This window comes from Chromobacterium sphagni (assembly GCF_001855555.1).
Taxonomy (GTDB): domain Bacteria; phylum Pseudomonadota; class Gammaproteobacteria; order Burkholderiales; family Chromobacteriaceae; genus Chromobacterium; species Chromobacterium sphagni.
The window spans coordinates 1-21,212 of sequence record NZ_MKCT01000002.1; the positions used below are offsets into that span (position 1 = coordinate 1).

At 65.0% G+C, this 21,212-nt stretch carries 22 protein-coding genes and 4 tRNA genes; 6 read left to right on the plus strand and 20 right to left on the minus strand.

Going from position 1 to position 21,212, the window contains the following annotated elements; all coding sequences use genetic code 11:
• The 6 genes from BI344_RS06035 to hpnC form a co-directional block, all read right to left on the minus strand.
• A partial coding sequence (locus BI344_RS06035) for a DUF7125 family protein (protein ID WP_158021037.1) occupies positions 1-499 on the minus strand: 499 nt, incomplete at its 3' end.
• Between the two features lie 74 nt (positions 500-573).
• Complete coding sequence (locus BI344_RS06040; RefSeq protein WP_071112093.1) at positions 574-1,143, minus strand: hypothetical protein; 570 nt, start codon at positions 1,141-1,143, stop codon at positions 574-576.
• Between the two features lie 16 nt (positions 1,144-1,159).
• Positions 1,160-1,915, minus strand: coding sequence for an SDR family oxidoreductase (locus BI344_RS06045; RefSeq protein WP_071112094.1), 756 nt, complete (start codon positions 1,913-1,915; stop codon positions 1,160-1,162).
• Positions 1,916-1,917: 2 nt separating this feature from the next.
• Positions 1,918-3,219: a hydroxysqualene dehydroxylase HpnE gene (hpnE, locus tag BI344_RS06050; RefSeq protein ID WP_071112095.1), complete on the minus strand. Its 1,302-nt coding sequence runs from the start codon at positions 3,217-3,219 to the stop codon at positions 1,918-1,920.
• A complete protein-coding gene (hpnD, locus tag BI344_RS06055; protein WP_071112096.1) occupies positions 3,186-4,031 on the minus strand; it encodes a presqualene diphosphate synthase HpnD in 846 nt (281 codons plus the stop codon). The genes hpnE and hpnD overlap by 34 nt, the downstream gene beginning before the upstream one ends.
• A gap of 70 nt (positions 4,032-4,101) precedes the next feature.
• The gene (hpnC, locus tag BI344_RS06060) at positions 4,102-4,914 is read right to left on the minus strand and encodes a squalene synthase HpnC (protein ID WP_071112097.1); all 813 of its coding nucleotides are present in this window, start codon (positions 4,912-4,914) and stop codon (positions 4,102-4,104) included.
• A 207-nt stretch (positions 4,915-5,121) separates the two neighbouring features.
• Here hpnC and BI344_RS06065 point away from each other — a divergent pair.
• From BI344_RS06065 to BI344_RS06075, 3 genes are all read left to right on the plus strand, one after another.
• Positions 5,122-5,197 (plus strand) — tRNA-Ala (locus tag BI344_RS06065).
• Positions 5,198-5,436: 239 nt separating this feature from the next.
• Positions 5,437-10,272, plus strand: coding sequence for a PAS domain-containing hybrid sensor histidine kinase/response regulator (locus BI344_RS06070; RefSeq protein ID WP_071112098.1), 4,836 nt, complete (start codon positions 5,437-5,439; stop codon positions 10,270-10,272).
• Positions 10,273-11,214 carry a diguanylate cyclase domain-containing protein gene (locus tag BI344_RS06075; RefSeq protein WP_071112099.1) on the plus strand — a complete coding sequence of 314 codons (942 nt, stop codon included), beginning with the start codon at positions 10,273-10,275 and terminating at the stop codon, positions 11,212-11,214.
• 7 nt (positions 11,215-11,221) lie between these two features.
• Here BI344_RS06075 and BI344_RS06080 read toward each other — a convergent pair whose 3' ends face one another.
• The 3 genes from BI344_RS06080 to BI344_RS06090 are packed head-to-tail and all read right to left on the minus strand — an operon-like array spanning position 11,222 to position 13,448.
• On the minus strand, positions 11,222-11,992 hold the full coding sequence (locus BI344_RS06080) for an amino acid ABC transporter ATP-binding protein (protein ID WP_071112100.1): 771 nt from the start codon (positions 11,990-11,992) through the stop codon (positions 11,222-11,224).
• Positions 11,989-12,675: an amino acid ABC transporter permease gene (locus tag BI344_RS06085; protein WP_420837179.1), complete on the minus strand. Its 687-nt coding sequence runs from the start codon at positions 12,673-12,675 to the stop codon at positions 11,989-11,991. The genes BI344_RS06080 and BI344_RS06085 overlap by 4 nt, the downstream gene beginning before the upstream one ends.
• Positions 12,676-12,683: 8 nt before the next feature.
• The gene (locus BI344_RS06090) at positions 12,684-13,448 is read right to left on the minus strand and encodes an amino acid ABC transporter substrate-binding protein (protein WP_071112102.1); all 765 of its coding nucleotides are present in this window, start codon (positions 13,446-13,448) and stop codon (positions 12,684-12,686) included.
• A 301-nt stretch (positions 13,449-13,749) separates the two neighbouring features.
• On the opposite strand from BI344_RS06090, the gene BI344_RS06095 reads away from it, so the two are divergent.
• The 3 genes from BI344_RS06095 (at position 13,750) to BI344_RS06105 (ending at position 13,993) form a co-directional block, all read left to right on the plus strand.
• Positions 13,750-13,825, plus strand: a tRNA-Ala gene (locus BI344_RS06095).
• A gap of 8 nt (positions 13,826-13,833) precedes the next feature.
• Positions 13,834-13,909: transfer RNA gene (locus tag BI344_RS06100), tRNA-Glu, on the plus strand.
• Positions 13,910-13,917: 8 nt separating this feature from the next.
• Positions 13,918-13,993, plus strand: a tRNA-Ala gene (locus BI344_RS06105).
• A 112-nt stretch (positions 13,994-14,105) separates the two neighbouring features.
• Here the strand turns inward: BI344_RS06105 and flgJ are convergent.
• The 11 genes from flgJ to fliS all read right to left on the minus strand — a co-directional run bounded on the left by flgJ (position 14,106) and on the right by fliS (position 21,206).
• Positions 14,106-14,816: a flagellar assembly peptidoglycan hydrolase FlgJ gene (gene flgJ / locus BI344_RS06110; RefSeq protein ID WP_071112103.1), complete on the minus strand. Its 711-nt coding sequence runs from the start codon at positions 14,814-14,816 to the stop codon at positions 14,106-14,108.
• Positions 14,797-15,222, minus strand: coding sequence for a flagellar export chaperone FlgN (gene flgN / locus BI344_RS06115; RefSeq protein WP_071112104.1), 426 nt, complete (start codon positions 15,220-15,222; stop codon positions 14,797-14,799). The genes flgJ and flgN overlap by 20 nt, the downstream gene beginning before the upstream one ends.
• On the minus strand, positions 15,222-15,479 hold the full coding sequence (gene flgM / locus BI344_RS06120; protein ID WP_071112105.1) for a flagellar biosynthesis anti-sigma factor FlgM: 258 nt from the start codon (positions 15,477-15,479) through the stop codon (positions 15,222-15,224). Before flgM ends, flgN begins: the two co-directional genes overlap by 1 nt.
• Positions 15,480-15,601: 122 nt before the next feature.
• Positions 15,602-16,288, minus strand: coding sequence for a Crp/Fnr family transcriptional regulator (locus BI344_RS06125; RefSeq protein WP_071112106.1), 687 nt, complete (start codon positions 16,286-16,288; stop codon positions 15,602-15,604).
• A 225-nt stretch (positions 16,289-16,513) separates the two neighbouring features.
• Positions 16,514-17,503 carry a flagellar motor protein MotB gene (locus tag BI344_RS06130; protein WP_071112107.1) on the minus strand — a complete coding sequence of 330 codons (990 nt, stop codon included), beginning with the start codon at positions 17,501-17,503 and terminating at the stop codon, positions 16,514-16,516.
• Between the two features lie 3 nt (positions 17,504-17,506).
• Positions 17,507-18,373, minus strand: coding sequence for a flagellar motor stator protein MotA (gene motA / locus BI344_RS06135; protein WP_071112108.1), 867 nt, complete (start codon positions 18,371-18,373; stop codon positions 17,507-17,509).
• A gap of 16 nt (positions 18,374-18,389) precedes the next feature.
• Positions 18,390-19,082, minus strand: a complete 693-nt coding sequence (locus BI344_RS06140) for a FliA/WhiG family RNA polymerase sigma factor (RefSeq protein WP_071112109.1) — start codon at positions 19,080-19,082, stop codon at positions 18,390-18,392.
• Positions 19,083-19,086: 4 nt separating this feature from the next.
• A complete protein-coding gene (locus BI344_RS06145; RefSeq protein WP_071112110.1) occupies positions 19,087-19,524 on the minus strand; it encodes a flagellar basal body-associated FliL family protein in 438 nt (145 codons plus the stop codon).
• A 23-nt stretch (positions 19,525-19,547) separates the two neighbouring features.
• The gene (locus BI344_RS06150) at positions 19,548-20,543 is read right to left on the minus strand and encodes a flagellar hook-length control protein FliK (protein ID WP_083339014.1); all 996 of its coding nucleotides are present in this window, start codon (positions 20,541-20,543) and stop codon (positions 19,548-19,550) included.
• Positions 20,540-20,827: a hypothetical protein gene (locus BI344_RS06155; RefSeq protein WP_071112112.1), complete on the minus strand. Its 288-nt coding sequence runs from the start codon at positions 20,825-20,827 to the stop codon at positions 20,540-20,542. Before BI344_RS06155 ends, BI344_RS06150 begins: the two co-directional genes overlap by 4 nt.
• Positions 20,814-21,206 carry a flagellar export chaperone FliS gene (gene fliS / locus BI344_RS06160; protein ID WP_071112113.1) on the minus strand — a complete coding sequence of 131 codons (393 nt, stop codon included), beginning with the start codon at positions 21,204-21,206 and terminating at the stop codon, positions 20,814-20,816. Before fliS ends, BI344_RS06155 begins: the two co-directional genes overlap by 14 nt.
• Positions 21,207-21,212 lie beyond the last annotated feature (6 nt).

Genomic DNA, 21,212 nt, shown 5'->3' on the forward strand with positions numbered 1-21,212 from the left:
CTTCCGGCAGATCGGTCTTGAGCGTGGCCAGGATGTTTTCTATGCAGATTTCCGCCAGCAGGTTGACGCTGCCGGTATCCAACGCCAGCCGCGAGGCTCGCAGCGCGATCTGCTGCGCCGATTCCTCGCCCGACACGTACAGCACCTTGCGGCGCTGACCGATGACAGACAAGGCCTGCAGCAGCAGCGTGGACTTGCCAATGCCGGGATCGCCGCCGATCAGCACCACCGCGCCGCGCACGATGCCACCGCCCAGCACTCGGTCCAGCTCGTCGATGCCGGACGGGTCGCGCGGGGTTTCCTCGGTCTGCACCTCGGACAGCTTCTGCACCTTGGTGACATTGGCCGCCCAGGATTGAAAGCGCGGGCTGGCCGCGGCCGGCGCGGACACCGCCTCGGTCAGGGTATTCCAGGCATTGCAATGCGGACATTGGCCCTGCCATTTGGGCGTCTGTCCGCCACACTCGGTGCAGCTGAATACGGTTTTGGTTTTGGCCATCGAAGAATCAGGGCGAGGAGAAATGGATCAAGGCGGGAAGGATAGCAGGAGAGGAACGGGCTGCCCAACCGGATTCAACTCGGCGCGCGGCCGGGATCGGACTTGTTCAAGTCCTTGATGATGTTGAGCAGCCGCTTCTGGTCCGGCTCGCTCTTGCTTCCGCCCTGCGGGCGGCGGGCAGAACCGCCCGCGCCGCTGGCGGTGCTCGGGCCGCCGTTGCGTATCGCCGCCAGCACGGCTTCCACCTGCGGATCGTTCTTGGCCGCGCGGTCGGCCTCCTCGCTGGTAAGCGGCTTGGTTTGATTGTCGTCGCTTTTGCCCATCGAGGCGCTGGCGGAGCGGTCGCCGCCATTGCCCGCCCCGCCCGACATCGCCGCGCTGGAACCGCTCGGCTTCTCGGGCGGCGGCGCCATGGTTTCCAGCTTGTTCTTGGCCATGTATTCGTTCATCTCGCGCCAGCCCGCATAGATGGACGCCTTGTCGGCCTCGGGATTGCGCAGATAGCACTCCTCCAGCGAACGACCGGTCTGACGGCAGGCCGCGCCCACCGCTTTGTCGGAATCCTTGGTCAATCCGGAAACCGTGCCCACCCAGTTGCAGCCGGCCAGGGCCAGCAGCGTCGTCAGCAAAACCAGTGTTCTCATCTCGTTCCCGCCCTGTTCATGGTTGCGGCTTGCGCAGGTCCAGCTCCAGCACCTCGCCGCTGCGGCCGCGGCTGTCGCCGCCCAGCCAGTACAGCAGGTGCGGCATCAGATCGGCCAGGTCGCCGCGCTCGCTCTTGGCCTCGCCCGGATGGGTGCGGTTGCGCTGCGGCGAATTCACCGGTCCCGGCGTCAGCAGGTTGACGCGCAGATTGGGATGCATGTCCCACTCGCTGGCCGCCACCGCCGTCAGATACGGCAAACCGGCGTTGGAGGCGCCGAAACCGCCCCAGTAGGCCGCCGGATGCAGGCCGTGGCTCTCGCCGACAAACAACACCGATGCGTCCGGCGCGTCCTTCAACAGCGGCAGGCAGGCGCGGGTCAGCGCAAAAGGAGCCACGGTATTGATGCGGTACTGGTTCATCCATTCTTCTATGGTCTGATTCGACAGCGGCGACAAGGCGTAGAAATGCGAGGCGCAGTGCAGGATGCCGTCCAGCCGGCCAAATTCGCGCTTGATGGTCAGCGCCAGATTGTTGAATTCGTTCTCGCCGGCGTTCAGCAGGTCCAGCGGCACCGCCGCCGGCTCCGGCGCGCCGGCGGCCACCACTTCATCGTAGACCTTCTCCAGCCCCTTGACGCTGCGCGAGAGCAACACCACGGCGGCGCCGTGGCGGGCAAACGCCAGCGCCGCCTCGCGGCCTATGCCCTGGGAAGCCCCGGTAACCAGGATCACGCGCCCGGCCAGGGCGTCTTTGGCGAATTCTGTTTTCATCGTTATGGTTCCATCCTTAAATCCTGCATCACCGCGGCCGCCGCGGCCACCCCGCTGCGCACCGCCCCTTCCAGCGTGGCCGGATAATCGGGACACACCCAGTCTCCGGCCAGGTAAACCCTGCCCCCGGCGTCGCGCACCGCTGGCCGCTTCAGGCCGACGACACTGGCGAAAGTTGCGCGCTTCTCCACGATCACCTTGCTCGCCAGCGGCGCCGGCAGATGCGGCGCCAGCCGGCGCAGATCATCCAGCGCGCCGCGCACCAGCGCGTCGCTCGACGGCAACGACTGCGGCGCGCTGATCACCGCCGCCACCAGGCCGGACTCTCCGGCCAGGGCCTCGCGGTCGAACAGCCAGTCGACCATGCCGCCCCTCACGCCCATCATCGGCGCAGGCAGCTGCGGCGCAACGGTGAAACGCAGGTAGACGGTGACAATCGGCCAGTACTGGTAGCCCTGCAACTGCGCACTCAAACATGGACCGTCCAGCAAGACGGCCGCATGGTAAGGCGCCGCCGCCAGCACCACGGCATCGTATTCCTCGCCGTCCACCAGCACGCTGTCCGGCTCCCGCGCCAGTTGGCTCACCCGTCGGCCGACGCGCAGGTCGGCGCCTTGCGCCGCCAGCCAGCGCCAGGCCGGGTCGGGAAACAGCGCCGACAGATCGCTGGCCGGCAACAGCAGGTCGCTGGCCTCGCGGCTGGCGCCCAGGCTGTCGCGCAGCACCGTCGCCAGCACCTGCATCGACGCCAGCTCCGGCGGCGTATTCAGCGCCGACAGCACCAACGGCCGCCAGAACTCGCGCACCACCTCGGCCTGCTGCCCCTGGCCGCCAAGCCAATCGGCCACGGAGCAATCCCCGGACAAGCGATAGGATGCCGCTTGCAGATTGCGCAACGCCCGCGCCAATTGCCATTTGGCCTGCCAGCTCAGTCCGCGCGCGGTCAGCAAGCCCGCCGCCAGATGCAGCGGTGCCGGCCAGCGCGGGCATTGCATCCTCACCCCGCCCTCGCGCCACCATTGCAGCGGCCGGCGCAGCAGCAGCGTCTCCGGCGGCGCGCCCACGCGGCGCATCAGGCGCAAGCATTCTGCATAAGCGCCCAACAGGATGTGCTGACCATTGTCAAACCTGTCGCCATTCCTGCCGCCGCAGCGGGCGCGCCCGCCGGGCTCCCGGCCGGCCTCCAGCACGGTGAGATCGGCCTTGCCGGCCAATTCCACCGCCGCAGCCAGGCCGGCCCAACCGGCACCCACCACCGCCACCCGGGGTTTCACGGCCGGTAGCCGAAGGTCCAGGTTTTCCATGCCAGCCACAGCTTGCGGCCGGTTCCCAGCGACAAGCGCTGGTTGAGCACCTTGGCCGCGCCGTCCTGCTGGATTTCCCGCAGCGTGGCGCGGTAGATCGCCGCCATCAACAGGCCCGGCCGCTGCGATTTGCGGTCCACCGTCGGCAACAGTTGCCACGCCTTGCGGTAATGCTCCTCGGCGCGCTCTATCTGGAAAGCCATCAACTGTTTGAACGCGTCGCTTTCCTCGTAATGCAGGATGTCCATCGCCGGGCAGTTGAAACGCTGCAGCTCCTCCATCGGCAGGTAGATGCGGTCGCGGCGGGCGTCCTCGCCCACGTCGCGGATGATGTTGGTCAGCTGGAAAGCCACCCCCAGTTCATGCGCATACTCCAGCGTGCGCTCGTCGCGGTAGCCGAAGATGCGCGCCGCCAACTGACCCACCACCCCGGCCACCCGGTGGCAATACAGCTGCAAATCCTGGAAGCGCTGGTAGCGCACCATGGAAAGGTCCATCTCCATGCCGTCGATGATTTCCTCCAACTGCTGCTGCGGCAGCTGGAAGGCGGCCAGATGGGGCAGCAGCGCGCGCATCACCGGATGATCGGCCTCCCCGCGGTAAGCCCTCCCCACCTGGCCGCGCCACCAGGCCAGCTTGGCCTGGGCCACGCTCAGGTCGTGGCACTCGTCCACCGCGTCGTCCACCTCGCGGCAGAAAGCGTACAGGGCGGTGATGGCGCGCCGCCGCTCCATCGGCAGGAAGCGGAAGCTGTAATAAAAACTGGAACCACTGGCCGCGGCCTTGTCCTCGCAATACTGATCGGGCGTCACGCGCCTCTCCTATGCTGCAGCCGGAGCGCCTGCGCGCGCCGGCAAGATTCCCATCGCGGGCTTGCCCTGCTCATCTGGCCCGGCAAGCCCGCCACATCATATATATCCAGTCGCCGCTGTTGAGCTGCGGCCGCTGTTTGAACACATCGCCGCCCGAGGCGTGCAGCTTCTTCAGGATGCGCTCGCCGCCCAAAATGATCAGCCGAAGCTCCAGCCCCAACCGGCCTTGCAGGATGCGGCCCAGCGGCGCGCCGGCCTGCAGCATCTTGCGGGCGCGCTCCACCTGGTACAGCATCATGCTCCGCCAGGCGCCATCGCAATGGCCCGCCGCGATCTGCGCCTCGTCCAGCCGGAAACGGGCCAGATCCTCCTGCGGCAGGTAGACGCGGCCTTTTTGCCAATCCACCGCCACATCCTGCCAGAAGTTGATCAATTGCAGAGCGGTGCAGATGCCGTCCGACTGTGCCAGGCAGCGGACATCGTCAACGCCGTACAGCGCCAGCATCAGCCGCCCCACCGGATTGGCCGAGCGGCGGCAATAGTCCACCAACTCGGCAAAAGTCTGATAGCGGGTCTTGACCACATCCTGGCGGAAAGCCGACAGCAGATCGTGAAACGGCTGAAACGGCAGCCCATGCGCGGCGATGGCCGCCGCCAGCGGCCGCATCAGCTCAATCTGCGGCGCCTCGCCCGCCTCGATTCGCGCCAGGTCCGCCGCCAGCCTGTCCAGTTCGGCCAGCCGGGCGGCGGCGTCGGCATCGCCCTCGTCGGCCACGTCGTCGGCGTAGCGGGCAAAATGGTAGATCGCATGCACCGCGCGCCGCATCCGGCGCGGCAGCAGCAGCGAGCCTACCGGGAAGTTCTCGTAATGACCAACCGACATCGGCATCTTCCTGCATCTTCAGGCCGCCGATTATAACCGAGCCCCCGCCCCGCCACATCGTCCTGTCGGCTGACAATGCCATGAGCGGATGTCCTGAAGCATGCCAATCGCCGCCGGGAAAAAAATTTCCGCTTTTTATCGACAGAAGTATTTACAAGATAAATCAATATCAATATACTGCGCAGCACTGTGAACGCAGCGTCACGCGGGGGTATAGCTCAGTTGGGAGAGCGCTTGCATGGCATGCAAGAGGTCAGCGGTTCGATCCCGCTTACCTCCACCAAGACCGCTTCACGGATCCGGATGCTCCATATGCAGTAATGGCAGCAAACCGGGAAACAAAGCCCGCATCCGCGGGCTTTTTTCATTTCAGCACCCAATCTCCCCCATAGCCCAGGCCTCAAGACCGGCTCCTCGCCGGCAAATCATGACTATGATCAAGAGGCTGAATGGCCATCAGCCGCCGCCACTCTGCCGGCCACACCATCCGGTAGCCCAACACACCATCCGTCGAAGCGAGCCATGATGCGCAAGATCAAGCTTTCTTCCCCCGCTGCCTGGGCCATCGGCACACTGGCAATCGGGCTGCTGCTCACCGTCCTGACCGCCTGGCAGCTATCCGTCCGCAACGCGGAAACCCTGCGGAACGCGACATCCCAGAGCGCCAGGCACGCGCTGTCGTCGATCGCTCAACGCATCGAACTCTACCAATACGGCCTGCGCGGCGCCCGCGGTGCCGTGATCACCGCCGGCGAACACGGCATCAGCCGCGAGCTGTTCCACCGCTACAGCCTCAGCCGCGACATCGCCCGCGAATTCCCAGGCGCCCGCGGCTTCGGCTTCATCCGCCGCGTAGCCGATGCCGAACTGCCCGCCTTCATCGCCGCCGCGCGCCAAACCGGCGATCCCGGCTTCGCGCTGCGTCAGCTCCAGCCCTTTCGCGGCGAGCACGCCATCGTCCAGTTCATCGAGCCGGAAAATCGCAACAGCCGGGCCATAGGCCTGGACATCGCCTCCGACCCCGAACGCCGCCGTACCGCCATGACCGCACTGCGCACCGGCGACATCCAGTTGACCGAACCCATCCTCCTGCAGCAGGGGGCACAACAACCGCAGCAAGGCTTTCTGATGCTGCTGCCGACCTACCGCAGCCACAACACGCCAGACAAGGAAAGCGCCCGCCTGACGGAAGGCTTCGGCTGGAGCTACGCGTCGCTGATCATCTCGGAGGCGCTGGGCAGCCTGAACCTCGACCGCGACAAAAGCCAAATCGCACTCAGCGACGTGACCGACCCCGCGCACCCCATCGCCTTCTTCACATCCGGCAAACCCTTGCCCAACGCGCAAGTCGTGGCTCGCGAAACGCTGCGCCATCCGCTGTTCGGCCGGACGTGGCAGATCGGCTTTTCCGCCTATCCGCCCTTCGAGGCCGAGCTAAACCTTCCATCGGTCGGCATGATCAGCCTGGCAGGCGCGCTGCTGAGCCTGATCAGCGCCGCCCTGGCCCACGCCTGGCGCGCCAACGCCCGCTCGCAGCACCGGCTGATCAGCGCTCAGGAAGATCTGGCCGCCATCGTCGACAGCTCGACCGACGCCATCATCGGCAAAACCCTGAACGGGGAAGTCGTCAGCTGGAACAAGGGCGCGCAGGAGATATTCGGCTATAGCGCCGGCGAAGCCATCGGCCGCCCGCTGCCGCAATTGATCGTTCCGCAGGACAGGCAGACTGAGGAAACGGAAATCCTGGCCCGCGTCAGCAAGGGGGAGCGAATTTCCCACTTGCAAACCGTCTGGCGGCGCAAGGACGGCAGGCTGGTCGACGTGTCGGTATCGGTATCGCCGATATACGACGACGCCAGCAAGGTGATAGGGGTATCCAAGACAGTGCGCGACATTACCCACCAGAAAGTGATGGAAGGCCAGTTGCTGGCATTGAACTCGATGGCGGAACGCACACAGGCACTGGAGAAGGCTCAACACGATCTGCGCACCATACTGGACGCCGTGCCCTCGATGATAGGCTACTGGGACCGCGAGCTGATCAACCGCGTCGCCAATCACGCCTACCACGTCTGGTTCGGCAAGCCGCCGGGAACCCTGCCCGGCACCAGGATGCAAGACCTGCTTTCCGCGGAAGCCTTCGAAGTCAGCCTCCCCCATCTGGAAGCGACACTGCGCGGCGAAGCCCAGCAGTTCGAGCGCACCATCCCCAACCCGGACGGCCAGCTCCGCCACACGCTGGTCCATTACCTGCCGGACATGGTCGACGGCGCGGTGTGCGGCTTCTACACCGTGGTCCATGATGTCTCCGAACTGGTGGACAGCCGCACCCGGCTTGCCGCCGCCCTGCGCGAGAACCAGGTGCTGCTGAGCAGCATCAACGAGCAGTTGCTGTACTCGGCCACCGACGCCGACGGCCGCATCGTCGACGCCAACGAGGCGTTCTGCGCGGCATGCGGCTATTCCAGGGAGGAGTTGACCGGCCAGGATCACCGCATCCTGCAATCCGGCATCCACGACCGCGCCTTTTGGCAAACGATGTGGGAAACCCTGCGCCAGGGCCAGGCATGGCATGGAGAAATCTGCAACCAGGCCAAAGACGGCAGCCTGCGTTGGTCCGACACCGTGATCGCCCCGCTGCCGGACCATGACGGCGCCATCGAGCGCATCGTCGCCCTGCGCATCGACACCACCCGCCGCAAGCTGGTAGACGAGGAAATCAACCGGCTGAGCCTGCTGCTGTCGAATGTGCTGCGCGCCGCATCCGAAGTCTCCATCATCGCCACCGACGCCCACGGCCTGATCACCGTGTTCAACACCGGCGCCGAACGGATGCTGGGCTATGACCAGCAGGAAGTGGTCGGCCTGCACACGCCGGCCATTTTCCATCTGGCAGAGGAGATGGAACAGCGCAGCCAGCAGCTGAGCCGGCAATACGGCATGCCGATCACCGGCTTCCGGTCATTCGTCCACGAGCCCGAAACGCTGGGCTCGGAAACCCGCGAATGGACCTATGTTCGCAAGGACGGCGGCCATATCGCCGTCTCGCTGGTGGTCACCGCCATACATGACGGCAATGGCGCGATCGGCGGCTATGTCGGCATCGCCACCGACATCACCGAGCGCCGCCGCTTCGAAACCCAAATGGTGCAGGCCAGGCAGCAGGCGGAGCAGGCCAGCATGGCCAAGAGCCAGTTCCTGGCCAATATGAGCCACGAAATCCGCACGCCGATGAACGCCGTGCTGGGTCTGCTGCAGCTGCTGCTGCACACCCAGCTGGACTACCGCCAGCAGGACTACGTCGACAAGATTAAGACTGCGGCGAAATCGCTGCTGGGCATACTCAACGACATTCTGGACTTCTCCAAGATCGAGGCCGGCAAACTGCAGCTGGACCTGCACCCGTTCCCGCTGGACGAGCTGCTGCGCGACCTGGGCGTGATCCTATCGGGCAACCACGGCGAAAAGGACGTGGAGGCGATTTTCGAGATCGACCCCAGCCTGCCGACCGCCGTGGTCGGCGACCGGCTGCGGCTGCAGCAGATATTGATCAACCTGGCAGGCAATGCGATGAAGTTCACCGAGCAGGGCCAGGTGATCGTCAGCGTCTCGTCCCCGGCGCGGGACGATGCCAAGGCCACCCTGCATTTCGCGGTCACCGACACCGGCATCGGCATCAGCCCGGACCAGTTGGAGCGCATCTTCGACGGCTTCACCCAGGCGGAGGCCTGCACCGCACGGCGCTTCGGCGGCACCGGCCTGGGCCTGGTGATCTGCCAGCGCCTGGTGCGCATGATGGGCGGGCATCTGCGCGCCAGCAGCGAACCCGGCCACGGCAGCCGCTTCTGGTTCGACATCACGCTGGACATCGCCGACCAGGCGCCGGTGTCCGCCGCGCCCGGCCAGGAAAAACTGCATGTCCTGGCTGTGGACGACAATCCGCTGACAGGAGAAATCCTGACTCAAACCATCGCCGCGGCGGGCTGGAGCGCGGATTATGCCGGCAGCGGTGTCCAGGCCATCCAGGCGGCGCAGGACGCCATGGCGCGCGGCGCCCCTTACGACGCGGTGCTGATGGACTGGCGGATGCCCGACATGGACGGCGTCAGCGCCGCGGCGGCGATACGCGACGCCACCCGCGGCGGCAAACCGCCGGCAGTGATCATGGTCACCGCCTTCGGCCGCGAGGTGCTATCCGAAATCGCCGACCTGCAAGACACTCCGTTCTCGGACTTTCTCACCAAACCGCTCACCCCGCAGCAACTGATAGACGCGGTCCATCGCGCGATTCACCATCAAAATCCGCGCCCACCGGCCGGGCCGGTCAAACCCGCGCGAAAACTGGCCGGCATGAAATTGCTGCTGGTGGAGGACAATGCCCTCAACCGACAGATAGCGGCCGAACTGTGCCGCGCCGAAGGCGCCGAAATCGTGCTGGCGGAAGGCGGGCTGGAGGGCGTGAATATCGCCACCCGCCCCGACGCCGACTTCGACGTGATCATCATGGACATGCAGATGCCGGATATCGACGGCCTGGAGGCCACCCGGCGAATCCGGGCCAGCCGGTTCGGCAACGCCACCCCTATCCTGGCCATGACCGCCAACGCCACCGTCGCCGATCGCGACGCCTGCTTGGAGGCGGGAATGAACGACCACATCGGCAAGCCGATCGACATGAACGAAGTGGTGCCGCGGCTATTGGCGCTGGCGGGAACCCCCGAAGCCGCGCCCCCCCCGGCGATCGCGCCGCCGGAGGACGCCGCAGGACAAGACATCGAACCCGAAGAACAGGTGCTATCGCGCCTCGGCCAGCGGATGGAGGTGCTGCAGAGCGCGCTGGCCAATTTTCAACCGGAAGCCAACCGCCTGACCTCCATCCTGAAACGCAATGCGGAAAGCGGCGCCGCCTCCCGGATGGCAGCGCCGCTGCACGCGCTCAGAGGCATAGCAGCCACGGTGGGAGCCACGACGCTGGCCCGCTACGCTTCGCGGCTGGAGCAGTATGCCCAGTCGTCGGCCACGCAGCCTTTCGACGCCGGACTCTGGCTCAATGCCGCCAACACCCTGCACCAGCTGGTGACCGAAAGCGTCGACAAACTGAGCGCGCGCATGCCACCACCGGCCAGCGCGGCGCCCTCCCCGCCGCTGTCGCCGGCCGAGTGGCGCGCCCAGCTGCGGGCAATGCTGCCGCTGCTGGAAAGCGGCAATCTGGATGCGATCGATCATGCCGCCGCTTTACTCTCGCTATCGGAAGACAAGGTCAAGCCGCAATTGCATGATCTGGTGGAGCAGGTCAGGCGGCTGCAATTCGCGCCCGCCGCACAGATCATCAAGACCTTGATGGAAAGCGAGCCGTAAATGAATCAGCCCCCTGCCGATCACCACGACAAGCTGTCAGAACGGCCCAAGATCCTGGTCGTCGACGATCAGAGCGTCAACATCCTGCTGGTGCGCGAGATCTTCAAGCACGACTACGGGGTATTCATGGCGCAGGACGGCGAACAGGCCATCGCCCAATGCCAGGCAGTGATGCCCGACCTGGTGCTGCTCGACCTGGTCATGCCCGGCATGGATGGCTTCGAAGTGTGCCGGCGGCTGAAGGCGGACGCCCGCACCCGCGCCATCCCCATCATCTTCGTATCGGCGCAGCGCGAAGAGGCCGACGAGGTTCGCGGCTTCGAGCTGGGCGCCGTCGACTACATCACCAAACCCGTCAACCAGACCATACTGCGCGCCAGGGTGCGCACCCACCTGGAACTGAAACGCCAGACCGATCTGCTCAGCACCATCGCCCTGATCGACGGCCTGACCGGCATCGCCAACCGGCGCAAATTCGACCAGGACCTGCAGGTAGACTGGCTGCAATGCGCCCGCAACCAGCAGCCGATCTCGCTGCTGATGCTGGACGTCGACTATTTCAAGCGCTTCAACGACCACTACGGCCACCAGGTCGGCGACGACTGCCTGCGCCAGGTGGCCCAGGCGATCAGGCAGTCGATCCGCCGGCCGATAGACTTGGCGGCCCGCTACGGCGGCGAGGAGTTCGCCTGCGTGTTTCCCGACACCGACGCCAACGGCGCCGCCTACCTGGCGCAGAATATCCTGAGCGCCATTCGCGGCCTCGCCATCCCCCATACCGCCTCGGAGGCTGACAGCGTCGTCACCGTCAGCATAGGCATAGCCACCGCCATGGCCCGCCCCAGCGACTCGCCGCAGGCGCTGGTGGAAAATGCCGACCGCCAGCTGTACGAAGCCAAGCGCGGCGGCCGGGCCAGAATCTGCGCGGCCGAGCTGGAGTAGCCGCGGCTCAGCCCCCCAGCGCGGCCTCGCGCGCGCCGGCGGTCAGCGTAGCCACGTACTCCGCCGTTCGCGCTTCGCGCGGCTGGCGGAAGATTTGCGCCGCGCCGCCGGCCTCGACGATGCGCCCCCGCTCGAGAAACACCACGTCGCGCGCCACGCTGGCCGCCAGCCTCAGGTCATGGGTGGCCATCAGCATGGTGACGCCTTCGGCGGCCAGTTGGCGCAGCACCGCCACCACCTCCGCCGCCAGCTCCGGATCCAGCGCCGAAGTCGGCTCGTCGCACAGCAGCAACTGCGGCGACGGCGCCAGCGCGCGGGCGATCGCCACCCGCTGCTGCTGGCCGCCGGACAAGGTCGCCGGCCAAGCCTGCGCCTTGTGCGCCATCCCCACCTTGTCCAGCAGCTCCAGCGCCCGCCGCTGCGCGCGCTCATGCGGCCAGCGCTGCACGGCGATCAAGCCTTCCATCACATTCTGCAGCGCCGTCTGGTGGGGAAACAGCTGGAAGCTCTGAAACACCATGCCGGTGATGCGTCGCACACGCAGAATGGCGTCGCGCGGCAGCTTCCTGCCCGCCTCGAAGCGCAAGGCCTCCCCAGCCAGCCTCAATTCGCCGGCATCCGGCACCTCCAGCAGATTGGCGCAGCGCAGCAACGTGCTCTTGCCGCTGCCGGACGGGCCGATCAGGGCGGTGACGCCGCCCTCGGCCAGTTCCAGGCTGACGCCGTCCAACACCGTCTGGCCGGCAAACGATTTAACGATATTGTCGAGTCTGATCATGCCGCCGTTCCCACTGCCGTCACATGCCGGTCAAAACGTTTTTCCAGCCGCTCCTGCAGCCAGGTGAGCACCGTGCTCAACAACAAATAGATCAAGGCGGTTTCCAGGTACAGCAGCAGCGGCTCGTAGGTGGTCGCCGCGATACGCTGCGCCGCCTGGAACATTTCCGGCACCGTCAGCACCGCCGCCAGCGACGTGTCCTTCACTAGCGAGATGAAGGAATTCGCCAGGGGCGGCACCGCCACCCGGCCCGCCTGCGGCAGGATCGTGCGGCGCATCGCTTGCTGCCAGCTCATCCCCAGCGAATACGCCGCCTCCCATTGCGCCTTGGGCACCGAGGAGATCGCTGCCCGTATCACTTCCGAGGTATACGCTCCCACGCTCAAAGTGAAACCGAGCAGAGCCGCGGGAAAGGGGTCGAACACGATCCCCACCCGCGGCAAGCCGTAGAAGATCACGAACAACTGCACCAGGAGCGGCGTACCGCGCACCAGCCAGGAATAGCCGCGCACCAGCAGCACCAGCGGACGCGGCCCGAACAGGCGGATCAAGGCCGCCGCCAGGCCTAGGGCCAGGCCGAAAGCGAAAGACAGCAGCGTAAGCGGCACGGTGAAGACAAAACCAGCGTACAGCAGGGATGGCAGCGAGTCCGCCATCAATTGCAACCACGGAGGCATGGCCATTCCTCAGCTCAGCGCGACACGTCGGCGCCGAAATACTTGTGCGAGAGCTTCAGATAGCTGCCGTCGGCCTTGATCGAGGCCAGCGCCTTGTCGATGGCCGCCTTCAACTCCGGATTGCCCTTGCGCAACAACACGCCGGAAGCATCGCCGTTAGCCTCGGTGGCCGCCACCTTCAGCCGCGACGCCGGCTGTTTCTTCTTGAAGTCGAGGAAGGACAGGCTATCGTTGATGGTGGTTTCCACCCGGCCCGACTCCAGCAGCGCGACCGACTCGTTGAAGCCCTGGGTGGGCACGACTTCGGCGCCATAGCGCTGCGCCAGCTTGCCGAAATTGCTGGTCAGGGTATTGGCCGACTTGCGGCCCTTCAGGTCCTCGAAACGTTTGATCTCGCGATTGTCGTCGCGCACGATCAGCACCGCCTTGGAGACGATATAGGGTTCGGAAAAATCGTACTTCTGCCTGCGCGCGTCGGTGATGGCCACCTCGTTGATCACCACGTCGTAGCGCTTCACATCCAGACCGGCGATCAGGCCGTCCCACTTGCCTTCCACGAATTGCGCCTTGACTCCCAGACGCTTGGCGATGGCTTGGCCAAGCTCCACATCGAAGCCCGTCAGCTCGCCGGAGGCATTGTGATAGGTAAACGGCGCATATGTGCCTTCGGTGCCTATCTTCAGCACCCCGGCCTTGCGGATATCGTCCAAGCCGCCGGCCTGCGCGGCCACAGTCAGCACGCTCAGGCCCAGCGCCAGGACTGCATTCAATTTTTTCATATCGTTCCCCATCGCATTTCGGTCGCTCCAGCCACCCCGGCCAAGCATTGCGTCACCTTAACAGCGACAAATTAGAACTTGAAGTAATAATATTTTAATTATTTATTCGATTTTTGGTATATAACTACCCCAAGCAACTGTGCTCGGCGCGCAAACACCACAGCCGACTAAGCAAAATGGGTCAATTTAGGAAATTTTAGAAATATTTCCCAGAAACGCTTGCACAGAGAAAAAGGCGCAGGTATAGTTCGCTTCCTGTCGAGACCAAACGGTCGCAGCGAAAGCAAATCGATGGATACGTGGGGGTATAGCTCAGCTGGGAGAGCGCTTGCATGGCATGCAAGAGGTCAGCGGTTCGATCCCGCTTATCTCCACCAACAATTTAGTCCCTATCGTCTAGAGGCCTAGGACACTGCCCTTTCACGGCGGCGACCGGGGTTCGAATCCCCGTGGGGACGCCAGCATTACCGGGGGTATAGCTCAGCTGGGAGAGCGCTTGCATGGCATGCAAGAGGTCAGCGGTTCGATCCCGCTTATCTCCACCAATAAAAAAGCCGAAATCCAAAGATTTCGGCTTTTTTCTTTTTTATATTTAAAAAATAAGCAAATAGAAAAATGGACGCCGTCGGCGTCCATTTTCAAACCCCATTGCCCGACTTACCGGCCAGCCTTGCGCAACTGCCCGACCAAGCCCACCAGCTTGCCCGCGTAGTCCGGATCGGTCGCATAGCCTCCGCGCGCCAAGCCATTGGCGAATGCCGCGACATCCGCACCGGCGCCCAATGCCGCGCGGTAACGCGGATTGGACACCAGCAAATCGGCGTAATCGGCAAAAGCGGCCCGGTAATCGGAATAGGCGCGGAACGGCTCCAGCCGCGACTGTCTCCTCCCGTCCAGATATTCCGTAGTCAAGGCTGGAGTCACTTCGCCGCGCCAGCGCGCATCGGCCTTGATGCCGAACAGATTGTGGCTGTCGCCGCCATCCGCGCGGCGCAGGGGCTTGCGCCCCCAGCCCGACTCCAGCGCCGCGTGGGCCAGCAGGATATCAGGCGTCACACCCAAGCGCTCGGCGGCCTCGCGGGCATACGGCGCCAATTCGGCGACAAAGGCCTGCTGGTCCCGCGACACCGCCGGCATCGCGAGCTGACCGGCACCCACCTGCTGCCGCACTCGCCAAGCCTCCGGCGAAAGCGTTGCCGACGACCCCGCATCACCATTCGCGATGAAGCGCTCCACTTCGCCGCGCACGGCGGCTAACTGTTCGGCGAAACCGGCGCCCGGCGCCGGCAGATCGAGCGGCAAAGCCACCGCGTCGGCGGACGCGGGCAAGGCCCCCACCCCCCAAGCCTCACTGCGCTGCGTAAACATCAGACTCCCCCTCCAACACCCGCCGCAACAGCTGCCGGCGCTGCTGCAACAGCTGGCCATTGCGCAGATTGCGCTCGCGGCAATCGCCTATCAGGCCGCGCAAACGCAACCACAGCCCCTCGCCCTGTGCCTGCGCCTTTTCCGGCAGCCTGCCCAGCACCGCGTCCATTGACAACTCGGCCCCTTGCGGCAACAGCCGCTCCACCATGCTCAAACGCGCGCGGCGGCTCCGCTCCAGCCGCAGGCACAACGCGGCGATCTCGTCGGCGCACACGGCCAGGGCCTGAGCATCATGCGCCAACGCGGCGGCGAACTGCCGCTCCAGCAAATCCTGCAGACGCGGATAGTCGGCCAGATCGTTCGCCACCGTGGCGAACAAACGGCGCAAGTCCTGCTGCCTATCCATCAGCGTCCGCCGTGGTACTGCTCGATCAGGCCCGCCAGGCGCTGCGGATCAAAGCGCACTTCGCCGCGCGCCAACGCGGCGCGCACCGCGTCGACCTTGGCCTGGTCGATTTCCGGCATCGCCTGCAAGGTAGCGGCCAGCGGCGCTGAAGACGCCGCGCCGGCAGCCCGCGCCGGCGGCTCGGCCGCAACCTCGACGTCGGCCTTGGCGGCTGGCGCGTTATCGGCGCGCCTGGAGGAAAGGGAAGATATCTGCATCAGTCTGCCTACTGCGGTGGAATGGGGGCGATACCCATACAAGGCGACACCCGGGCGCCAAACTTAAATCCGTAAGCAAAACGGCCGCGCAGTCGATCGAAACCGCGCGGCCGGCCGCGGCGTCAGAAGTTTTCCGGCAGCATCTTCAGCACCACGATGCGGCGGTTTTCCATGCGGATATAGTGGCCGTAGATCAGCTCCTTCAGGATGCGCGCCACCATCTCGCGCGAGGAGCCGATCTGATCGGCGATTTCCTGTTGGGTCAGCTGCTTGCGCAGGATCAGCACCCCGTCCTGCTCAATCAGCATCTGATTGATCAGGATGCGCACCCGGCCGTAGACATCCAGCAAGGCCAGATTGCGCGCCAGCGTAGTCATGTGGCGTACCAGCGAAACCAGGTAGCACATGATGCTGCTGCGCACCTTGTCGCAGCCCGGCAGGCCGTCTTCGCTATCGAACAAGCGGCCGAGCATTTCACGCGAGAACATCAGCAACACGCTTTCTTCGTCCGCCACCGCGCTATTGCTGCGCTCGCCGCCATCCACAAAGGACTCCATGCCCAGCATGCCCCCGGGCATGGCCATCTGCAGCACATACTTCTTGCCGCAGCCATCGGCCACAAATACCTGCATGCAGCCCGCCAACAACAGGTAAACCGCATCCGAAGCGCCCCCCTCCATATACAAGGCCTCGCCCCTTGCCAGGCGGACCGTAGCGGAAGCCTCCAACGCCGCATCCAGGTCTTCATCCGTCAAATGCCCAAACAGCGGCGTCTGCCGCAACAACTGCGTAACTTGTTCTTGATTCATCTCGGTAACACGTCCCCGACTATCCGGCACCCCGAACCACAAACGGGCACTGCAATGCCTAAGTCATTATTTATTGTTCGCGATATGAGATCTGGCTCATACAGCGCACATTGTTATCAACGTCGGGTGAATTGTAAATAATTTGATTAAAATTTGTGTGAAAATCGCACAAAAAAAAGCCTTGCAACGCAAAGGCTTTTGTGTACGAACAATCTTAACAAAAATTCACTTGATACCGATGGTATTTTCTCTGAGTTTATGCAAGTCCTTCTCATTTGGTAGCGCGGACGCAACACCGGCCAGGCTGGTCTTGTCCTCGGCCGCCGAGCCGAACATGGCGACGACCGCCTGCGCCTGACCCGAAGTAAGGATCAAAAGCTCGATGCGGCGATTCACCGCGGCCAGCGGATGGTTCTTATCCAGCGGCGCCCGTTCCGCCATGCCCACCACCTGCAGCACCGAGCCGGCCGACAAGCCACCCTGCAGCATATGCATGCGCGCCGCCATCGCTCGGTTGCTGGACAAAGACCAGTTGGACAGGGCGGCGAAACCGCCGGCGCTGTGGTATTGCGCCGAGTCAGTATGGCCGACCAGCAGTATCTGATTGTCGATATCGCCCAGCATGGCGCCCATCTCTTGCAGCAATTGACGGAATCGCGGTTCGACGATGGCGCTGCCGCGCTCGAACATGCCCTGCTGATCGGTATCGTGCAAGGTCACGCGCAGGCCGTAGGGCGTGATAATGGTCTGCAGATTGCTGGACAGCCCCGCCTGCTCGCTCATCTTGGACAGCTGGGCGGCCAGCTTGCGCAGATCGGCTTCGCTGTCGTAACTGCGGCGCGGCATTTCCGGCGCTTCCTGGGTGGCGCGCTTGTCGCTGTCGCGCAGCGCCGACTTGCTGGCCACCTGGCTGCCGGCCGAGCCGGGAATCGGATCGCGCGGAATCAGGCTGCCGGGCGGATTGCCCATGTGGTCTATCTGCTTGCCGTTGCCCTGCATCAGCGGGCTGCCGCCAGAGGTGGTCAGCAGCTGGCGCAGGTTTTCCTGATCGCGCGCGGCCAGCACCCACAACACCAGAAACAGGCACATCAACGCCAGCACGAAGTCGGCGAACGCCACCTTCCATGCGCCGCCGTGCCCTTCTTCCTCGTGCCGGCGCGCCACGCGCTTGATCACCGCGCCGTCGTGCTCGTTTTTGCCCTTCAACCCGGCCACGGCTCAGCCCTGCCCTTCCAGCATGGTGATCCACGACTCCAACTGCGAGAAGCTGGGCTTGGTGTTGAGCTGCACCAGGCGACGACCGGCGTCGATGGCCAATAACGGCGGCTTGCCGGAGGCATGGGTGGTCAGCACCACCTTCACCGATTCGAAATTGGACAGCTCTTCCTTCACCAGCTGGCTCATCACATTCGAGATCGGGTCAAGCACGCCGTAGCAGAAAAAGATGCCGATGAAGGTGCCCACCATGGCGGCGGCCACGCTATTGGCGATCTCGCCGGCGCTGGCGCCCTGGCTAACGGTGTTCATCGCCATCACGATGCCCAGCACCGCCGCCAGGATGCCAAAGCCCGGCATCGCCTCGGCGATCTTGTGCAAGGACTTTGACGGCTGGTTCAGCTGTTCGTGGATGGCGTCCAGCTCCTGGTCCAGCACGCCTTCCAGCTCGTGCGCGTTGATTTTTCCCATCGCCATCAGGCGAAAATTGTCGACGATGAAGGCCAGCAACTTGGGACTTTCCAGCACCAGCGGATAGCGGTTGAACAGCGGGCTCTGCCGCGGCGCCTCCACGTGCTGGTCCAAGGCCTTCAGGCCGCGGCTGGCAGTGATCAGCAGCTCGTACATCAACAGCAACTGCTGGCGCTGGAACTCCGCCCCTTGCTTCTTGCGCATCACCACGCGCTTGAGCTGGCCGCCCATCTCCTTAAGCACATGCGGCGGATTGCCCAGCACGATGGCGCCCAACGCGGCGCCGCAGATGATCAACAGCTCCACCGGCTGCCAGATCACCGACATCACGCCGCCATGCAGCATGAAGCCGCCGAATACACAAACCAGCACGATCAGGATGCCAAACAGTTGCTGCATGAGGTGTTTCCTTGCTTCAGGCCGCCATCAGGCAGACCTGCATCTTTTTCAGGGCGCTCTTGTTGATCTGGCAGATGCGGGCCTCGGTAAGCTCCAGCACTGCGGCGATCTCCTTGAGACTCAGTTCAAACTCGTAATACAGCTGAATCACCTGCCGCTCGCGCTCGCTCAGCGCGGTCAGCGCGCGCGCCAGCTCGCTCTGGCGCTCCAGCCGCGCCTCCGGCGAGTCCTCTGCCGCCAGTTCCATCCCGGCGGCCACCAGCTCGTCGAAGCTGGACATCGCCTCGGCGTTTTCCGCCAGCAACGCCTCGCGGTAAGCGTCGGCGTCCAGCCCCAGCAGCGTCATCGCCTCCGCTTCGCTGGGCTCGCGCCTGAGCTTGCGGCGCAGCTCGCGCAGGCCGTCGCGCACCCGGTGCGCCTCCTGCCGCACCGAGCGCGGCCGCCAGTCCAGCCGCCGCAATTCGTCGAGAATGGCGCCGCGAATACGCAGCATGGCGAAGCCGGCGAAGCGCTCGTCCGGCTCGCCGCCGTAGCGGCGCAGGCAGTCCAGCAGCGCCATCAGGCCGATCTGCTCCATGTCTTCGCGGTCGAACACGCCGCCGGCCTGGCTGGACAGCTGGCGCGCCGCCCGCTTCACCAGCGGGGCGTACTGCGCCAGCAACCGGCCTTCGTCGGCGGCCTGCGGAGCGGAATAGCTTTCGGCGTACATCGGCTTATTCGATGATCAGCTTGCTGACCATCACTTCGCTGAACGGCTGCTCGCAGCCTTCGCGCGCAAAAGCAGCGCGGTAGGACTTGTCCAGCAGGCGCTGGTAGTCGTCTATGCCCAGCGCGTTGGCGCGCTCGCGCGACAGCTGCGACAAGGCCCGCACCGCCACGCTTTTCAGCAAAGGCAGCTGCTCCTTGACCTTGGCTTCGCCGTCCGGGCCGCTGCGGAACACCAGATCCACCGCCATATAGCTGGCATCGCCGCCGGCATCGCTTTTCAGCATCACGATGATCTTGTCCAGGCTGACAAAACGGTAATCCACCGGCTTGGGCTTGGCCGGCGCGGCATGGCCGGGCTGCTGGTAATACCACCAGCCGCCTGCGCCCGCGCCGCCCACCAGCACCGCCACCACGACTGCCGCGATCAGGCTCTTGCTATTCATCTATTCGTTTCCTTGTCCGGCCTTCAGCCCTGATCCAGCTGGAAGGCTTCCGCCGTCTGCCAGCCCTGTTCGCGCAAGGCGCGGCCCGGATTCTGCTGCTGTTGCTCGCGGTTCTGCTTGCCGCCCTGGCCGTGGCCGGACGGCATGCCTTCCTTCACCTCCACCGCCACCTGGGTGTACTGACGGCCGCCCAGATCCTGGCGCAGGCTGTCGCCTATGGTCTGCAGCTGCTTCACCACCTCGCTGTGCGAAGCCGTCAGTTCCACCGTCAACGCGCCGGCCTGGTGGCGGATGGCGATCTCCAGCGTGCCCAGCGCCGGCGGGTCCAGGCGGATGGTGGCGCGCTCCTGGTTCTGGCTGGACAGCAGTTGCAGCCGTTCGCCCAGCGCCGCCTGCAGTTTGCCGCTCCAGCTGTCGGACTGGGCCGCCGGCAATTGCAGGCTGAAGGCTTCTGCGGGCTTGCCGCCATCGGCCTGATGAATGGCCGGCAAGGGCAAGGCCGCCAGCAGGCCAGCCTGCTGCGCATCCGCGCGCGGCGTCGGCAGATCCGCCGCCAGCGCGGCCAATGGTTTGGCGTCCGCCGGCGACAAAGATGCCGCGGCGGCGCGCGGGGCCGGGTCGGCCTGCGGCTGCAGCGCCTCCACCGGCAGCGCCTGGCGCGGCGTCAAGGGCAGCGACTGCCAGATCAGCGGCGGCTGCAGGGCCGGGCTGAGGACCGCCAGGTCGGCTTGCGCCAACCGGGCCTCGTCCTTTTTCCCTTCGTCGGGTTTGATGCCATCATCCTGTGCAGCCAACGGCGGCGGCGCGATCAATTGCGCGGCATGCAGTTGCGGCGGAGCGGCCTCGGAAGCCGGCGGAACGGACACCGGTGGCTGCAAAGCCTGCAGCGCGCTGGCGAAATCCTGCGCCGGTACTCTGGCCGGCTGGCTCGGATCGTCGATATCCAAGGCCTGGCCGATGGCATCGTCGGCCATCCCCGGCAGGGCGTTGCTGGTTTGCGGCGGGGCCACTCTGCTCATGCTTGTTCCCATTCACTGAATTGCGCGTAGGCCATCTGGCCTTCGCGCTGTTGGCCCATCGAGGAAAGTCTGTGCCGCAAGCCGTCCAGCTCAGCCTGGCTGCGGCCAAGCGCCGCGCGGTAGGCTTCGGCCAGCGCCTGGCGCTGGCCGTCGTCCAAGGCAAGGCCCGGCTCGGCCAGCCGCTGGCGCAATGCCTGGTCCAGCTGCGCCAGCCGCTGCCAGTCGCCCTGCCCGGCGGCGGCGGCGATCGCCTGCAGCCAGGCGTCGACCTCAAGCCGGGACATGCTGGTCCCGCACGCCTATCCAACCGCCCCTGAGCTTCGCCAGCAGCGCCTCCGCCTCGTCCAGCGCCGCCACATCCAGTTCCACGCTGGCCTGGTACAGCCGGTGCGCGCAGTAGTCGTACAGCCGCGCCAGATTCACCACCACCTCGCCGCCGTTGTCGAAATCCAGCGCGCTGGACAGGCCGTTGAGGATGTTGATGCACTTGCTGATGCTCTCGCCCTTCTGTTCGAAGCGCTGGTGCTGCATGTGGCCGCGCGCGCGGGCGATCTCCTCCAGCAGGCCGTCGAACAGCACCAGCACCAGATCCACCTGGCTGGCGGAATGGGTCTGGGCTTCCAGGTTCACCGCGTGGTAGCTGCGATAGGCTTCGTAATCCACGATCTC

What these genes read in the sequence shown, in the direction of transcription:
- BI344_RS06040 (WP_071112093.1), bottom strand. Translation starts at nt 1,143, where the DNA reads ATGAGAACACTGGTTTTGCTGACGACGCTGCTGGCCCTGGCCGGCTGC.
- BI344_RS06045 (WP_071112094.1), bottom strand. Translation starts at nt 1,915, where the DNA reads ATGAAAACAGAATTCGCCAAAGACGCCCTGGCCGGGCGCGTGATCCTG.
- hpnE (WP_071112095.1), bottom strand. Translation starts at nt 3,219, where the DNA reads ATGGAAAACCTGGACCTTCGGCTACCGGCCGTGAAACCCCGGGTGGCG.
- hpnC (WP_071112097.1), bottom strand. Translation starts at nt 4,914, where the DNA reads ATGTCGGTTGGTCATTACGAGAACTTCCCGGTAGGCTCGCTGCTGCTG.
- BI344_RS06070 (WP_071112098.1), top strand. Translation starts at nt 5,437, where the DNA reads ATGATGCGCAAGATCAAGCTTTCTTCCCCCGCTGCCTGGGCCATCGGC.
- BI344_RS06075 (WP_071112099.1), top strand. Translation starts at nt 10,273, where the DNA reads ATGAATCAGCCCCCTGCCGATCACCACGACAAGCTGTCAGAACGGCCC.
- BI344_RS06080 (WP_071112100.1), bottom strand. Translation starts at nt 11,992, where the DNA reads ATGATCAGACTCGACAATATCGTTAAATCGTTTGCCGGCCAGACGGTG.
- BI344_RS06085 (WP_420837179.1), bottom strand. Translation starts at nt 12,675, where the DNA reads ATGGCCATGCCTCCGTGGTTGCAATTGATGGCGGACTCGCTGCCATCC.
- BI344_RS06090 (WP_071112102.1), bottom strand. Translation starts at nt 13,448, where the DNA reads ATGAAAAAATTGAATGCAGTCCTGGCGCTGGGCCTGAGCGTGCTGACT.
- flgJ (WP_071112103.1), bottom strand. Translation starts at nt 14,816, where the DNA reads ATGTTTACGCAGCGCAGTGAGGCTTGGGGGGTGGGGGCCTTGCCCGCG.
- flgN (WP_071112104.1), bottom strand. Translation starts at nt 15,222, where the DNA reads ATGGATAGGCAGCAGGACTTGCGCCGTTTGTTCGCCACGGTGGCGAAC.
- flgM (WP_071112105.1), bottom strand. Translation starts at nt 15,479, where the DNA reads ATGCAGATATCTTCCCTTTCCTCCAGGCGCGCCGATAACGCGCCAGCC.
- BI344_RS06125 (WP_071112106.1), bottom strand. Translation starts at nt 16,288, where the DNA reads ATGAATCAAGAACAAGTTACGCAGTTGTTGCGGCAGACGCCGCTGTTT.
- motA (WP_071112108.1), bottom strand. Translation starts at nt 18,373, where the DNA reads ATGCAGCAACTGTTTGGCATCCTGATCGTGCTGGTTTGTGTATTCGGC.
- BI344_RS06140 (WP_071112109.1), bottom strand. Translation starts at nt 19,082, where the DNA reads ATGTACGCCGAAAGCTATTCCGCTCCGCAGGCCGCCGACGAAGGCCGG.
- BI344_RS06145 (WP_071112110.1), bottom strand. Translation starts at nt 19,524, where the DNA reads ATGAATAGCAAGAGCCTGATCGCGGCAGTCGTGGTGGCGGTGCTGGTG.
- BI344_RS06150 (WP_083339014.1), bottom strand. Translation starts at nt 20,543, where the DNA reads ATGAGCAGAGTGGCCCCGCCGCAAACCAGCAACGCCCTGCCGGGGATG.
- BI344_RS06155 (WP_071112112.1), bottom strand. Translation starts at nt 20,827, where the DNA reads ATGTCCCGGCTTGAGGTCGACGCCTGGCTGCAGGCGATCGCCGCCGCC.